The organism is Rhodococcus sp. 15-725-2-2b (assembly GCF_002259075.1).
Taxonomy (GTDB): Bacteria; Actinomycetota; Actinomycetes; order Mycobacteriales; family Mycobacteriaceae; genus Rhodococcoides.
In genome coordinates this window covers 1-15,099 of sequence record NZ_NPFL01000008.1, presented here as the reverse complement: position 1 = coordinate 15,099, position 15,099 = coordinate 1, and the positions used below count along the sequence as shown (strand labels likewise).

14 protein-coding genes are annotated in these 15,099 nt (G+C 64.4%); 5 read left to right on the top strand and 9 right to left on the bottom strand.

Translation table 11 applies throughout. The features are described 5' to 3' along the window. Window positions 1–24 precede the first annotated feature (24 nt). The gene (locus tag CH306_RS10840) at window positions 25–744 is read right to left on the bottom strand and encodes a VIT1/CCC1 transporter family protein (protein WP_094646609.1); all 720 of its coding nucleotides are present in this window, start codon (window positions 742–744) and stop codon (window positions 25–27) included. Between the two features lie 178 nt (window positions 745–922). On the opposite strand from CH306_RS10840, the gene CH306_RS10835 reads away from it, so the two are divergent. Continuing rightward, window positions 923–1,579, top strand: coding sequence for a pyridoxamine 5'-phosphate oxidase family protein (locus tag CH306_RS10835; protein ID WP_094646641.1), 657 nt, complete (start codon window positions 923–925; stop codon window positions 1,577–1,579). Here the strand turns inward: CH306_RS10835 and tgt are convergent. From tgt to CH306_RS10800, 7 genes are all read right to left on the bottom strand, one after another. Then, the gene (gene tgt / locus CH306_RS10830) at window positions 1,533–2,771 is read right to left on the bottom strand and encodes a tRNA guanosine(34) transglycosylase Tgt (protein ID WP_094646608.1); all 1,239 of its coding nucleotides are present in this window, start codon (window positions 2,769–2,771) and stop codon (window positions 1,533–1,535) included. The genes CH306_RS10835 and tgt overlap by 47 nt on opposite strands. 87 nt (window positions 2,772–2,858) lie before the next feature. Continuing rightward, on the bottom strand, window positions 2,859–4,793 hold the full coding sequence (locus CH306_RS10825; protein WP_306436757.1) for an ABC transporter ATP-binding protein: 1,935 nt from the start codon (window positions 4,791–4,793) through the stop codon (window positions 2,859–2,861). An 8-nt stretch (window positions 4,794–4,801) separates the two neighbouring features. Continuing rightward, a complete protein-coding gene (locus CH306_RS10820) occupies window positions 4,802–6,532 on the bottom strand; it encodes an ABC transporter ATP-binding protein (protein WP_032395341.1) in 1,731 nt (576 codons plus the stop codon). A gap of 80 nt (window positions 6,533–6,612) precedes the next feature. Next, on the bottom strand, window positions 6,613–8,913 hold the full coding sequence (locus tag CH306_RS10815; protein WP_094646606.1) for an MMPL family transporter: 2,301 nt from the start codon (window positions 8,911–8,913) through the stop codon (window positions 6,613–6,615). Between the two features lie 2 nt (window positions 8,914–8,915). Beyond that, window positions 8,916–9,554, bottom strand: a complete 639-nt coding sequence (locus tag CH306_RS10810) for a TetR/AcrR family transcriptional regulator (RefSeq protein ID WP_094632062.1) — start codon at window positions 9,552–9,554, stop codon at window positions 8,916–8,918. Between the two features lie 86 nt (window positions 9,555–9,640). Then, on the bottom strand, window positions 9,641–10,099 hold the full coding sequence (locus tag CH306_RS10805) for an RrF2 family transcriptional regulator (RefSeq protein ID WP_032395344.1): 459 nt from the start codon (window positions 10,097–10,099) through the stop codon (window positions 9,641–9,643). Between the two features lie 59 nt (window positions 10,100–10,158). Beyond that, window positions 10,159–10,794: an SOUL family heme-binding protein gene (locus CH306_RS10800; protein WP_094646605.1), complete on the bottom strand. Its 636-nt coding sequence runs from the start codon at window positions 10,792–10,794 to the stop codon at window positions 10,159–10,161. Between the two features lie 114 nt (window positions 10,795–10,908). On the opposite strand from CH306_RS10800, the gene CH306_RS10795 reads away from it, so the two are divergent. Beyond that, entirely contained in the window at window positions 10,909–11,814 is a 906-nt protein-coding gene (locus CH306_RS10795) for a sterol desaturase family protein (protein WP_045198246.1), read from the top strand. On the opposite strand, the gene CH306_RS10790 is transcribed toward CH306_RS10795, so the two are convergent. After that, the gene (locus tag CH306_RS10790; protein WP_032395347.1) at window positions 11,795–12,484 is read right to left on the bottom strand and encodes a YceI family protein; all 690 of its coding nucleotides are present in this window, start codon (window positions 12,482–12,484) and stop codon (window positions 11,795–11,797) included. The two genes, CH306_RS10795 and CH306_RS10790, sit on opposite strands and share 20 nt — an antisense overlap. 120 nt (window positions 12,485–12,604) lie before the next feature. Here CH306_RS10790 and CH306_RS10785 point away from each other — a divergent pair, with 120 nt between their 5' ends. The 3 genes from CH306_RS10785 to CH306_RS10775 are packed head-to-tail and all read left to right on the top strand — an operon-like array spanning window position 12,605 to window position 15,017. Continuing rightward, window positions 12,605–13,615 (top strand): PHP domain-containing protein, encoded by a 1,011-nt coding sequence (locus CH306_RS10785; RefSeq protein ID WP_094646640.1) that lies wholly within the window; start codon window positions 12,605–12,607, stop codon window positions 13,613–13,615. Further along, window positions 13,612–14,526, top strand: a complete 915-nt coding sequence (locus CH306_RS10780; protein ID WP_032395348.1) for an alpha/beta hydrolase family protein — start codon at window positions 13,612–13,614, stop codon at window positions 14,524–14,526. Before CH306_RS10785 ends, CH306_RS10780 begins: the two co-directional genes overlap by 4 nt. A 35-nt stretch (window positions 14,527–14,561) precedes the next feature. Next, window positions 14,562–15,017, top strand: a complete 456-nt coding sequence (locus CH306_RS10775) for a hypothetical protein (protein WP_094646604.1) — start codon at window positions 14,562–14,564, stop codon at window positions 15,015–15,017. Window positions 15,018–15,099: the final 82 nt, after the last annotated feature.

The following is a 15,099-nucleotide window of genomic DNA, read 5'->3' as shown; positions in this document are numbered from 1 at the left end:
CTCGATCTTCAGCCGGACGGTCGATCAGATCCCGGCCACTCCAGCCAGTTGGCCGATCGCGTAGGTGACGGCCATCGCGATCGCGCCACCGATCACGATTCGAGTCACCGCCGGGCGACTCGGCGCTCCACCGAGGCGCGCGCTGACGGTGCCGGTCAATGCCAGAGCCAGCAACACGACAACAAACGTGACCGGAATACGTTGCGAAGCAGGCAGAAGCAGGATCGAGAGCAACGGCAAGAGGGCACCGCTGATGAACGACACCGCCGACGACGCGGCCGCTTGCCATGGATTGGTCAACGCGTCGGGGTCGATCCCCAACTCGACGTCCACGTGCGCGGCGAACGGATCGTGGTCGGTCAGTTCCTGCGCAACCATCTGCGCGGTCTCCGTCGAAAGCCCTTTGGCTTCGTAGAGTGCAGCCAGCTCGGCCAACTCCTCCTCGGGTTCCTCGGCCAGCTCCCGCCGCTCCTTGATCAGCAGAGAACGCTCGGCGTCGCGCTGCGTGCTCACCGAGACGTATTCGCCGAGCGCCATCGACACCGCTCCGGCGACGAGACCGGCGATGCCCGCCGTGAGCAGCGACCCACGATCGGTGGTGGCAGCGGCCACGCCGACCACCAGGCCCGCCGTGGACACGATGCCGTCGTTCGCGCCCAATACGCCTGCCCGAAGCCAGTTCAGCCGACCCGACAGATCACCGTGCGGTTCGTGCTCGTGCAGGGCCGGCTCGGGCTCAGACATTACCGACCGCTGTCACGTCTTCCCACGCGGCACGCGCGCCGGACTCTCCGATTCTGTACACCTGCACGATTGTCGTCGTTCCGATCTGTTCTGCAAAGACAACGGCACCGCCGTGCTGGTGTGAGACCGAGGCTCCTAGAGTTCATTCGTGCCGCCGAACAACCACTATCACCACTTGATGTTCGGCCCTGCCGCGATTGCGCGGCAGAAGGTCGACGGCAGCTACACCGCCTACGGCTCGCAGACCGAGCGTCCCGACGACGGCCCGACGCCTCTCGACACTCGCGAGAAGGCCATGATTCGCGCGTTGGATCAGTTCCAGATCGCCACCGTCGCCGAGACCGGGTGGCCCTACATCCAGTATCGAAGTGGACCGAAGGGCTTTCTGCAGGTCCTCGACGATCACACGCTCGGCTTCGCCGACTTCGCCGGAAACCACCAGTACGTCACGGCGGCCAATCTCGACCACGATGACCGCGTCGCACTGTTTCTGGTGAATTATCCTCTGCGGCAACGTCTCAAGCTCTACGGGCGGGCCCGTACCGTCGAAGCGGCGGACAATCCCGAACTGTTGTACCGACTGAGAAGGATCGGCGACACGACCGTCGCCGCCACATGCGAACGCAGCGTCGTCATCGACGTCGAGGCCTTCGACTGGAACTGCACCCGCAGCATCATTCCCCGCTACGACGCGAATTACCTCGCGGAGCTGTCCGAGGTCTACCAGCGCAAGGCCACTGAGCGGGAACAGGAACTGCTACAGCGTATTTCGGAGCTGGAAGATCAGCTCACGCAGTCTTCGCAGCATAGAACCGACCCAGAAACTCCGTCCTGAATTCGGCGAAGCGCCCCTGCTCGATCGAGGCGCGAATGTCGTCGACCAGTTTGACCGTGAAGCGCTCGTTGTGGATGGTGCACAGCGTCGAGGCGAGCATCTCCTTGGCCTTGAACAGGTGATGGATGTACGCCTTGGTGTAGTGCGCGCAGGTGTAGCAGTCGCAGCTGTCGTCGATCGGGGTGAAGTCGCGTCGATGCTTGGCGGTGTTGATGTTGAAACGGCCCGTCGGCACGTAGATCGCCGCATTACGCGCCACCCGTGAGGGATTGACGCAATCGAAGGTGTCGGCACCGTTCTCGATGGCCGTGAAGAAGTCGTCCGGCTCGCTGATGCCGAGCATGTGACGCGGCTTGTGCTCGGGCAGTTCCTCGTTCACCCACCGGGTGATGGTGCCGAGGTTCTGCTTCTCGAGTGCGCCGCCGATGCCGTAGCCGTCGAATCCTCTGCCGGTCTCTCCGGTGATGGTCTCGAGATCGTGTGCAGCCTTGCGTCGCAGATCCTCGTACTGCGCGCCCTGGACCACCCCGAACAGGGCCTGGTACGGCTTGTCGGCGCGCTCGACCGTGAGCCGTTCGTGTTCGAGGACGCACCGCTCGGCCCACGCCTGCGTCCGATCGACCGACTTCTCCTGGTAGCCACGGGTATTCATCAGCGTCGTCAGTTCGTCGAACGCGAACATGATGTCGGCACCGAGACGATGCTGAATCTGCATCGAGACCTCGGGGGTGAAGCGATGCTTGGAGCCGTCGAGGTGGGACTTGAACGTCACCCCGTCGTCGTCGACATGCGCGAGGCGTTCCTTGCCCTCGGCGATGACGTCGTCGGACTCCACCCGCGAGGCGTCCATCGAGATGACCTTCTTGAAGCCGACGCCGAGCGACATCACCTGGAATCCGCCGCTGTCGGTGAACGTCGGCCCGTCCCAGTTCATGAACTTGCCCAGCCCACCCGCCTCGTCGACGATGTCCGAGCCCGGCTGCAGATACAGGTGGTACGCATTGGCGAGCACCGCCTGCGCGCCGAGTTCCTTCATCGCTTCCGGCAGCACTGCTTTGACGGTCGCCTTGGTACCCACCGCGATGAACGCGGGGGTGGCGATGTCACCGTGCGGAGTGTGGATGGTGCCGGTACGACCGAGCTCACCGTCGAGCCGGGTGCCGATATCGAAGCCGAAACTGGAGGAACTCACCGCGTCAGTATGCCGCTCCGCGGCTTGTGAGTGGAAATTCGTAGCCTGCTACGAGGCAGGAGTGGAGCCTGCGGAACGACCGGTGAATCAGCCGTGCACCTGCGGCGCAGCCGCTCCAGCCGCATTCAGCCGGAAGTAGGCACCCCTGGCCGCGAGCAGTTCCTCGTGATTGCCCTGCTCGACGATGCTGCCGTTCTCCATCACCACGATGGTGTCCGCGTCACGGATGGTCGAAAGCCGATGTGCGATAACGAAACTGGTGCGATCGGTGCGCAGCTTCGCGGTGGCCTTCTGCACCAGCAGTTCGGTGCGGGTGTCGACGGAGCTCGTGGCCTCGTCGAGGATGAGGATCAGCGGCTTGGCCAGGAAGGCGCGGGCAATGGTGATGAGCTGCTTCTCACCGGCGCTGACGTTGTTGCCTTCCTCGTCGATGATCGTGTCGTAGCCGTCGGGCAACGAGTGCACGAATCGGTCGACGTAGCTCACCCGCGCGGCCTCGAGGATTTCCTCTTCGCTGGCAATCGGGTCGCCGTAGGCGATGTTGTCGCGAATGGTTCCGCCGAACAGCCAGGTGTCCTGTAGCACCATTCCGGTACGGGCGCGCAGTTCTTCGCGGGTCATCTTCATGGTGTCGACGCCGTCGAGGGTGATGCGGCCGGAATCGATCTCGTAGAACCTCATGATCAGGTTCACCAGGGTGGTCTTGCCAGCACCGGTCGGTCCGACGATCGCGACCAGATGCCCGGGATCGGCAACCAGCGACAGGTTCTCGATCAGCGGGCGGTCGGGCGAGTAGCCGAACGAGACGTTCTCGAATTCGACGCGTCCTCGGCGCTGAGTAGGTCGAACGGCATCGGCCGGGTCCGCGTCCTCTTCCTCGGCGTCGAGCACCTCGAAGATGCGCTCGGCGGACGCCACACCCGACTGCACCAGGTTGACCATCGAACCCACCTGGGTGAGCGGTTGCGTGAATTGACGCGAGTACTGGATGAACGCCTGCACCTCACCGAGCGTGAGCGTGCCCGACGCGACCCGCAGCCCACCGACGACGGCGATGACCACGTAGTTGATGTTCCCGAGGAACATGATGACGGGCATGATCATGCCGGAGATGAACTGCGCCCGGAAGCTCGATTGGAACAGCTTCTCGTTGCGGTCGCCGAATTCGCGTTCCACGTCGGCCTGACGGCCGAAGGCCTTGACGATCTCGTGACCCGTGTAGGTCTCCTCGATCTGCGCATTCAGCTTGCCGGTGTGCTTCCACTGCGCGACGAAGTGCGGCTGTGAACGCTTGGCGATGACGGCGGTGACCGCGAACGACGCCGGAATGGTCAGCACCGCAACGAGAGCGAGCAACGGCGAGATCCAGATCATGACGCCGAGGATGCCCAGGACGGTGAGGATGCCGGTGATCAATTGGCTCAGCGTCTGCTGCAGGCTGGTCGAGACGTTGTCGATGTCGTTGGTGACGCGGCTCAGCGTCTCGCCGCGAGCATTGTTGTCGAAGTACTTCAGCGGCAGTCGATGTACCTTGGCTTCGACACTGCCGCGCAGCAACAGGATTCGACGCTGCAGCGCGATGTTGAGGATGTATCCCTGCGCCCAGGCCAGCACCGCAGAGAGCACATACAGAACCAGGACCCACATCAGTACGGTTCCGACTGCACCGAAGTCGATTCCGGCTCCGGGAGTCAGGTTCGTGCCGGACACCAGATCCGCGATGGAGTCGTTGCCTTGGGCGCGCAGCTGGTCGATGGCCTGGTCTCTGGTCTGACCCGGATCGAGCTCGCGGCCGACCACACCGTTGAAGATGAGGTCGGTCGCGTGTCCGAGGACGCTGGGCGCGGCGACGGTCAGGACGGTGCTGGCGATACCGAACGCCAGCATGATCGACAGGAGCACTCGCTCGGGCGCGAGCAGGCCGATCAGTCGTTTGAACGAGCCCTTGAAGTTGCGGGCCTTGGTTCCCGGCTTCACAGTCTTGGAGACGGGAGCGATGTCCTCCTCTTCCGCCTTCTCCACCTGCGCGGTCACAGTGCACCCACGGCGTGCTGCGAGTCGACGATCTCGGCGTAGGTGGGGCAATCGGCCATCAATTGGTCGTGGGTACCCACACCTACCGGCTTTCCGTCGTCGAGTACGAGTATCTGATCGGCGTCGATGATGGTCGAGACGCGTTGAGCGACGACGATCATGCACGCATCTCGCGTCACTGCCTTCAGCGCTGCACGCAGATTGGCGTCGGTGGTGAGGTCCAGCGCGGAGAACGAGTCGTCGAACAGGTAGATGCTGGGTTTGCGGACCAACGCGCGGGCGATGGCGAGGCGTTGCCGCTGACCGCCGGAGACCGTCGTACCACCCTGCGCGACGGGTGTTTCCAGTCCCTCGGGCATGGCCCGAACGAAGTCGGCACCCTGGGCGATTTCGAGTGCCTCCCACAGTTCGGCGTCGGTGGCGTCGGATTTGCCGTAGCGCAGGTTGCTCGCGATGGTGCCCGAGAACAGGTACGGCTTCTGCGGAATCAGACCGATCTCCGAGCGCAGCAGGTCCAGATCGAGTTCACGGATATCGACTCCGCCGACGCGTACCTCACCGCCGGTGACGTCGATCAGTCGCGGAATCAGGTTGACGAGAGTGGACTTTCCCGAGCCGGTACCGCCGATGATGGCGGTGACCTTGCCGGCCTCGGCCCGCAGGTTCACCCCGCACAGCACCGGATATTCGGCTCCGGGGAAGGAGAATTCGGCGTTGACGAGCTCGACCGTTCCCGGCGAGGACGTGAACGTCTTCGGCTTGTCGGGCAACACGACCGAGGATTCGGTGGCGAGTACCTCGCTGATGCGATCGGCGCACACCGACGCACGGGGAACCATCATCGCGATGAACGACGCCATCATCACCGACATGAGGATCAGCATGATGTAGCTCAGAAGTGCTGTGAGAGAGCCGATCTGCATCGTGCCGTCGTCGATCGCGTGGCCGCCGAACCAGATGACGGCGACGCTGGTGACGTTGCTGATGAGCATGACCGTCGGGAACATCAGGGCCATGAGCCGTCCGACGCGAAGGGCGGTATCGGTGAGCGCGCTGTTGGCCGCCCCGAAACGGTCGACCTCGAAGTCCTCGCGAACGAACGCCCGTACCACGCGGATGCCGGTGATCTGTTCACGCAGAACGCGATTGACGGCATCGATGCGCTTCTGCATGGAGCGGAACGCCGGCACCATCTTGACGATGATCAGACCCATCGAGATGGCCAGACCCGGTACTGCGATGAGCAGGATCCAGGACAGCCCGAGATCCTCGCGCAGCGACATCACGATGCCGCCGACGCACATGATCGGGGCCATCACCACGATGGTGAACCCCATGACGATCACCAACTGCACCTGCTGAACGTCGTTGGTGTTGCGGGTGATCAGCGACGGCGCACCGAACTGGCCGACCTCACGGGCGGAGAACGTACCGACGCGATGCAGGATGGCACCGCGCAGGTCGCGTCCGACACCCATGGCTGCGCGCGCACCGATGAACACCGCCGCGACCGAGCTGATGATCTGCACCGCCGACACCAGCAACATGACGCCACCGGCCGAGAGGATGTAACCGGTGTCGCCGGTGGTCACACCCTTGTCGATGATGTCGGCGTTGAGACTGGGCAGGAACAGGGCCGCCAGCGTGGCGACCAATTGCAGCAGAACCAGCGCGACGATCGGCATCTTGTACGGAGCCAGATACGTGCGCAGCAGGGGAATCAGCATGATGGCCGAAGATTACTCGTACACATGGATAACAGTCTCTCCGTTTTTCGAGTGTTGCGGGTAATCTTCGGCCGACCGGCTCAGACCGTTACTCGGGCGTCCTTCTCCGGTGCCGTCTTCAGCTTGGCACCTTCGATGTCGACGTTGGGCAGGATCTTGTCCAGCCACTTCGGCAGCCACCAGGCCTTGTCGCCCATCAATGCCATCACCGACGGAATCAGCACCATCCGCACGACGAACGCGTCGAAGAACACTGCCGCGGCGAGCGCGAATCCGATGGACTTGATGAACGAGTCCGGCTCGGCGATGAATGCGGCGAACACCGAGATCATGATGACCGCGGCCGAGGTGACCACGCGTGCGCCGTACTTGAACCCGTTGACGACGGCATCCTTGGCGGCGGCTCCGTGAACGAATTCCTCACGCATACGCGAGACGAGGAACACCTGGTAGTCCATCGCGAGACCGAACACCACACCGATGAGGAAGACCGGCATGAAGCTGACGATCGGCTGTGGGTTGGAGATCAGGCCGAGGCCGCCCTCTTGGAAGATGAACACCGTGGCACCGAAGGTCGCGAGCACGCTGAGCAGGAACCCGAGCGTTGCGGTCAGCGGCACCAGGATGGAGCGGAACACGAGCATCAGCAGAACGAAGGCCAGGCCGACGACCACTGCCAGGTACGGGATCAACGCGTCCTGCAGTCGTTCGGAGACGTCGAGCTCGAGTGCCGTCTGACCGGTGACTCCGTAGGAGACGCCGTCACTGGCCACCAGGCCCGGTTCGGCGTCGCGCAGGTTCGCCACGAGGTTCTTCGTCTGCTCACTGTTCGGTGAGGACGATGGAGTGACCAGGATCTGTGCGGTGTCCCCGGCCTGGTTGACGGCGATGATCTGGGCATTGGTGACGTCGGGCTGCCCGGTGATGGTCTCGACGACCTTGCCGAACGACGCCGTGCGATCGGCCTCGGCCACGCCGGAAGCGTCGGCGATGACCAGCAGCGGGCCGTTGCGTCCGGGACCGAAGCCCTCGTCGACGATGTCGTAGGCCTGACGTGCAGGCGTCGACGGGTCGGCGGTGGCGGTGGACGGCAGTGCCAGCGACAGACCGGTGGTGGGTCCTGCGATAACACCGAGCAGGACGATGCCGCCGATGAGTCCCAGCGCGGGCCTCTTGACCAGGAATCGGGCCCAGCGAAGTCCGTTGGTTGGCGTGGCGTTCGGGTCTTCCGGGTCGGTTGTGTTGACGAACTTGATCTTGCCCGCGAAGGCCTTGCCCTTGTAGAGGCCGAGCATCGCCGGCAGGAACGTCAGTGCGATCAGGACCGCGATAAACACCGCGAAACCTGCGGCGAGGCCCATCTGGGAGAGGAACGGAATCCCGACGACGCGCAGGGCAACGAGGGCGATGAGCACGGTGGCACCGGCGAACACCACGGCCGAGCCCGCGGTTCCCACGGACCGTCCGACGGCTTCTTCTCGGTCGTCCGTCAACGTCAGTTCGTGGCGATAACGGGCGAGGATGAACAGCGAGTAGTCGATCGCGACGGCCAGACCGATCATGATCGCGAGCACCGGCGTGAACGACGACAGGCTCGCGAAGCCGGACGCCGTGGTGATCGCCAGGCTCGAGATACCGATTCCGACGATGGCGGTGATCAGCGGCAGGCTGGCGGCCGCGGCGGATCCGAACATGATGAGCAGCACGACGGCGGCGACGGCCAGACCGACTATTTCCGACGTACCACCGGGCGCGACGTTCTCCTGCGCGACGGTGCCGCCGAGGAGGACGGTCAGTCCGGCGTCACGAGCGGGCTGCGCGGCCTCGTCGAGCTCGGTGCGGATCTGGTCGGTGACGTCGGCGAGTTCGACGTTGATCGGCACGGTGACGGTGCCGACGTTGCCGTTGGGGCTCAGCGGTGACGTGGCTGCCGCGTCGGCGGCCACCTGGTCGGCCGGGGTGCCCGCTTCGGTTGCCGCCTCGGTGTATCGCTCGATGATCGACTGATTGGCCGCAACCGGATTCGCCAGCGGCTGCGCACCTTCGGCGGGTTTGGCGGCGTCGATCTTCTCGATCTCGGCGATGGTTGCGTCGATCGCCGAGGTGTATTGCGGAGTGTCCAGCGTCTGCCCGTCGGGTGCCTGGAACACGTACTCGGCGCTGACGGCGGTGAGCGGGTCCTCGGCGGAGCCGAACCGCTCGGACTGCAGATCCAGCGCAGCCTGCGCGGGCGTTCCCGGGATGCTGAACGAGTTCGCGGTGGGGCCGGACAGCGTCGCTGCGCCCACTCCGGCGAGCACCAGAATCGCCAGCCACAGTCCGAGGACGATGCCCTTGCGTCGGTACGCGAATCTTCCGATTCGGTAGAGATAGGTGGCCACTGTCAAGCTCCTCGGTTGGGTTCGGACGGTTGCGGCTCGGGAAGTCCAGCGCGCAGTTGGTCGAAGGCGTCCTCGATGAGGGCCCTCGGCGTCGATGCGCCTGCAGAATCGGTGACCCAGATGTTCAGTGCTGCCGTGACGGCACCACCGACGGCCATCTGGAGCAGGTTGGGGTAGAGGTCGGTGTCGATGTCGGTACCGGTTCGCTCGGCGATGGCTTCGCCGAGTTTGCGGGTCAGCGATTGGTGCATCTCGAGCTTGCGGGCCATCAGGGCGGGGTTGGCTTCGATCAGCCGGGCTGCCGCGAAGGTGTCGTCCAGATCCCGGCCCGGGTCCGCGACGAGGTCGATTGCGATGTGCCGCAACGAGTCCCAGATCGGTTCGGTCGACGGCCTGGCGCGCAGGAGCTCGAACCATTCGAGGGCAGACACTTCGATGTGGTGAAGAACTGCTTCTTCCTTGTTGGAGAAGTAGTTGTGGAAAGTGCGGGTGGAGACTCCCGCTTCGTGCGCGATGGCGTCGGCGGTGACCGCGTCGATGCCGTGCTCCTTGCCCAGACGCACGGCAGCCATGCCGAGCGCGTCGCGGGTGGCCGCCTTCTTCAGATCGCGAAGGCCAGTCGGAGAAGTCACGATTACCAACCTACGGAACTTGCACTGTTCTGCAAGTTTGCAGTGGTGTGCAATTTTGTCGATCCCGCCACAGCCTGCGCCGGATGTGACTCAGGTCATCGACGCGCCCACGCGGTCGGCTCGCTGATCAGCTCTCCGACGAAGTCCGGCAGCTCGTTGTCGACGATGTCCGCCAGCGACACCGCCTCGAGCACCGCACGCAGATTGACGCGTACCGCCAGCCACACCCGGGTGAGCGGCTCGGCCGGACCGGAATACTCCGCATCCTCGGGCCGCTGACCGCGCACCGACGCCAACGGGCCTTCGACGGCCCTCATCACATCGGCAACCGAAATGTCCGACGCCTCCCGCGCCAACCAGTAGCCGCCGTCGGGCCCCCTTCTACTGCACACGAGATCTGCGCGACGCAGATCCGAGAGCACCGATTCGAGAAACTTGTGCGGGATTCCCTGCGCCATGGCCAGCGCCTCGGCCTTCGCGGGCCGCTGCCCACCGACGGCAGCGAGTTCGACGAGCGTGCGAACCGCATAGTCCGCCTTGGCCGTGATGTGCACGTTCAATTCCTACCATCGCAGTAGGGAATTAGCGAGCGCGTGCGGGACACCCCGACGCGTCAGGAACCGTCCGGTACCGCCACGACGACCTCGTTACGACGCAACGGCGCCAAGGTCCACGGCGGATCGTAGAACCAGGTCATCGGCTCACCCAGCATCTCGATACCCTCGGCTCGCAACGCTTCGGTCAACGCCGCGATCTGCGGTCGGACGTCGTCTCGGCTGCGGCCACCGCTGAACCGCAGTACAGCGACCGTCTCCGCCGGAACCTCCGTCAACGTCACGCGGTTGTCGTCGGGCTCGGGCAGCGTGTCCATCGTCCATTCGGCAGGCATGAAGAACCGGACAACCCACCCGTCGCTGCCGGGCGTACTCGATACCGGCGCAGTCATGGCGATCTTCTGCGACCCTGCCGGCGATTGACTGACGGGAGCGGTCATCGCGACCCGTTTCTTGCCTCCGTTCCCGCCGAAGATGTAGCGAGCCAAGCGGCGGAAACCCTCCTGCCGTGCCTCTTCCTCATCGGCGTCGACGACTGTCTGTGCCGCGATGCGTGGGCGGTAACGACGGATCTCCACTGCATCGGTCAGTCGACGGCTCGTATGCGGCGGTTCCTCGGTACCGACCCGGATACCGACGACACCCAACGCCGACTCGACCACCTGTCCGATAGTGGACGCGATTTTCTGCAACAAGTCCGACTCCGCTCTCTCGGCCGATTGGTGCGCCGCCTTCCACGGTACGAGCCCTGGGGAAACCGAGCAGAAAAGCGTTACACTCAACCCTTAACTGTCACGCAGGAGGTTTCGATGAGCGAGTGGATCGGTTCGGCGTGGAATGCACTCCCCGAACCGCTGCGCGATCCCGTGGCACTGGCCATTCCCGCGTTCGCACTGTTGTTGGCGATCGAGTGGATCGCGGCCGCGAAGCTCGAGGACGGTGAACGCGGCAGCTATTCCGCCAGGGATGCACGCTCGAGCCTGAGCATGGGACTGGTGTCCATCGCGACCACCACGGCATGGAAGGCGCTCGCCCTCGTCGCCTACACGGCGATCTACGTCTACGTCGCGCCGTGGCATCTTCCGGCCGACGCCTGGTACACGTGGGTGATCCTGATCCTGGGCGTCGACCTGCTGTTCTACGGATATCACCGCATCGCGCATCGGACCCGCATCATCTGGGCGACGCATCAGTCCCACCATTCGAGCGAGTACTTCAACTTCGCCGCGGCGCTGCGACAGAAGTGGAACAACAGCGGCGAGGTCATCATGTGGCTACCGCTACCCCTGTTGGGCATGCCGCCGTGGATGGTGTTCGTCGGATTCTCGATCAACCTCGTCTACCAGTTCTGGGTGCACACCGAGCGCATCGACCGGCTGCCGCGTCCGTTCGAGTACGTCTTCAACACGCCCTCGCATCACCGCGTCCATCACGGCCGCGATCCGCAGTATCTCGACAAGAACTACGGCGGCATCCTCATCATCTGGGACCGCCTGTTCGGCACCTACGCCGAGGAGGTCGAGCGCCCCAACTACGGACTCACCAAGCCCGTCGACACGTTCAACATCTGGACCCTCCAGACACACGAATACCGCAACATCGCGCGGGATGTTGCGGCATCGCGGTCATGGAAGGAACGCATCGGATATCTCGTCGGACCGCCGGGATGGACGCCCGAGCCCGCGCGAGAACCCGCTACTGCTGATTCAGATTGATCAGGAAATCGATGGTCCCGGACGGATCGACGGTGACGAAGCCGAGTGACGGCGGCTCGATCTGGTAGTCGGTCCACGTCGTCGGAATGGCACCCGACGCGATGAGCGTGTCGCCGGACTGCAGCACTTCCATCTCCACCGAGACCGGACGTGTCTGATCCTTGAGCGTCAACGTGCCCTCGGCGGTGACCGTCATGGTGGTGCCGTCCTTGGGCAGTGCGGACAGATCGATCGGCGAGTCGATGTTGAACGTCGCCGTCGGATAGGTCGCGGTGTCGAAGATGTTGCCGCGGAACTGACTGTCGCGACGGTCGCTGTCGGTGCTGATCGAGTTGGTCATGACGACCACCTGCCCCTCGGTGAGCGTGTTGTCGGCTATGACGACGTTGCCCGCGACCTCGGTCGTCGACCCGACGACCGTGACATCGGACCCGTTCAACAGCTCGTCGACGGTGTAGCCCGCGGCAGTCGTGTTGGCGGCGTCACCCGGAGTGACGATCCACCGTCCGTCGATGTCCTGTGTGGTCGCGGCCTGCGCGCCGGAGGTCGACACGGTTGCCGCCGGTGCGTCGTCGCCCTCGAACGAGGCATAGATCTTGGGGCCGAAATACAGTCCGAGCGCCACTACGACAACGACGATCGCGCCGACAATCCACCATTTCTTGGTCATGACTGCCGATGGTAGTTGCAGCTTCAAGCCTATGGGGAGTGAGCGACCTGGCAAGTCCCTGAGAGTTTTGTCCGTTTACCCCGTGAACACGTGTCGGTACCGCCAGGCACAATGGACCGCATGGATCCGGTGGACGCACTTCGAGAGATCGGCTTCTGGCTCGAACGCTCCCGCTCGGACACCCATCGAGTCAAGGCCTACCGTCGGGCCGCAGATGTGGTCGAATCCCTCACGCCCGCACAACGATCCGAGCACGAGAAGGCAGACAGCTGGTCCTCGCTGACCGGTATCGGAGCCAAGACCTCGCTGATCATTCGCCAGGCACTGACTCAGGACGTTCCGGACTATCTCCGCGAGCAACGAGACGCGGCAGAACCCATCGGAGACAACGAACTTCGCGGTGCATTGAAGGGCGATCTGCATACCCATTCCAACTGGTCCGACGGCGGCAGCCCCATCGAGGAGATGATGCGCACCGCCGCGAGGCTCGGTCACCAGTACTGCGCTCTCACCGACCATTCCCCACGCCTCAAGGTCGCCAACGGCCTCACCGCCGAGCGTCTGCGCGCACAACTCGACGTCATCGCCGAGCTCAACGAGCGGCTCGCACCGTTCCGCATCCTCACCGGAATCGAAGTCGACATTCTCGACGACGGATCGCTCGACCAGGACGAGGGTCTGCTCGCAGAGCTGGACGTGGTGGTGGCGAGCGTGCATTCGAACCTGCGGGCCGACTCCAAGACCATGACCAAACGTATGGTCACCGCCATCGCCAACCCGCATGTCGACGTACTCGGTCACTGCACCGGACGGCTCGTCGAGGGTGGCCGCGGAACCCGACCCGAATCGACGTTCGACGCCCCCGTGGTGTTCGAGGGATGCCGCCAGTTCGGCACCGCAGTGGAGATCAACGCCAGACCCGAGCGCCAGGATCCCCCGGAGCGACTGATCGACATCGCCCTCGAGCGCGACTGCCTGTTCTCCATCGACACCGACGCGCACGCACCCGGACAGCTCGACTGGCAGGGCTACGGCTGCATCCGAGCCGAAGAGCGCGGCGTCCCCGCGGAGCGCGTGATCAACACCTGGCCGCTCACCGAACTGCTCGACTGGACGGATCGGCACGCGTGAATCGTCGCCACTTCCTCTCCGGCCTGCTGGCGGTCGCGCTGGTCGGCTGCAGCTCGGCCGACACCGACTCCTCACCGAGTACCGCAGAGACGTATTCGGCTGCGCTGCAACCGGTATCGGGCCCGGCCGGGGATCCCATTCGACTGAACTACGGATACGAACCGGACAACATCGGCGACCTGTACCTCCCCGACAACAACGCCACCTCGCTCCCGGTGGTGGTGATGATTCACGGCGGCGGATGGCAGGAAGACCTCGACCTGTCGTACTTCCAGCAGATGTCGACGGCCATCGCCGACGAAGGCATCGCCGTGTGGAACGTCGAATACCGACGCGGGCCGAACAATTGGGCCAACACCCTCTCCGACGTCGACGACGCCACCGAGGCACTGGCAACCGTCGTCCAGAATGCTGCCGATGGTCGCCTCGATCTCGATCGCGTCCACGTCGCCGGACACTCGGCAGGCGGCCAACTCGCCGCATGGGTCGCGGCTCGACACCTCATGCCCGTCGACGCGCCGGGCGCAGAACCGAAGATCCGACCACGCAGCGCCACCATCATGGCCGGCGTCTTCGACATGAAGCGGGCAGCCGACATCGGCGGCGACAAGTTCGTGCCTGCCTTCCTCGGCGGCATGCCGAACGAGGTGCCCGGACGCTACGAGATCGCCTCCCCCATCGAATACCTCCCCCTCGACGTTCCGCTCACTGCGCTGCACGGTGACGCCGATCAGACCGTCTCGGTGAACCAGAGCCGCGTCTACATCGACGCATCGACGAAGGCGGGCAGCACCGACCCCGAGCTCGTCGTCCTGCCGGGAGCGGGGCACGGAGCATTCCTCGACCCGAAGAACCTCGCCTGGTCGACGGCGCTGAGCACCATCACCGGACGTGCGCAGACCCTGCTCTGACGTCGGTGGTTCCGCCGGGATGGTACACAGTTGCGATGAACGGAAAAATCGCGACCGGATTGCTCGGGCTGATCGTGGCCGTCTCGATTGCCGGATGCAGCAACGACCCGTCGAGCGAGGAGGCGTCGAGCACCACCGTCGCCGCAGCGACGACGACCACTGCGACTTCCACGACTGTCCCCGCGACCACCACGGTCGACGCGCCCTCACCCGAGCCCGCTCCTGCGTCCGAGTTACCGCCCGCTGCCGAGCCTGCAGCTCCGACCGACGCGACCTCCGGCGTCACCGGTGAAGCGCTCTACCAGCAGACTTGCACACAGTTTCTGCCGTCGATCGATGCACTGGAGCAAACCGGAATCTCCGATCGCGCCAAGTCGGTCGAGGGTCTGCGCAGCGAAATGACCACCGCACCGAGCTGGAACGACGTGCCACCCGGCGATCAGAACGAAATTCTGCGGGGACTCGACGCCGCGGGTGCGGGGCAATGCTGAGTTCCTGAGTTGCCGCGGTTCGGTGCCCGGCCTGGCCCGCGCCCACTCCCGCCCACTGATCCCGGGTCTATTTCGCGCGCAC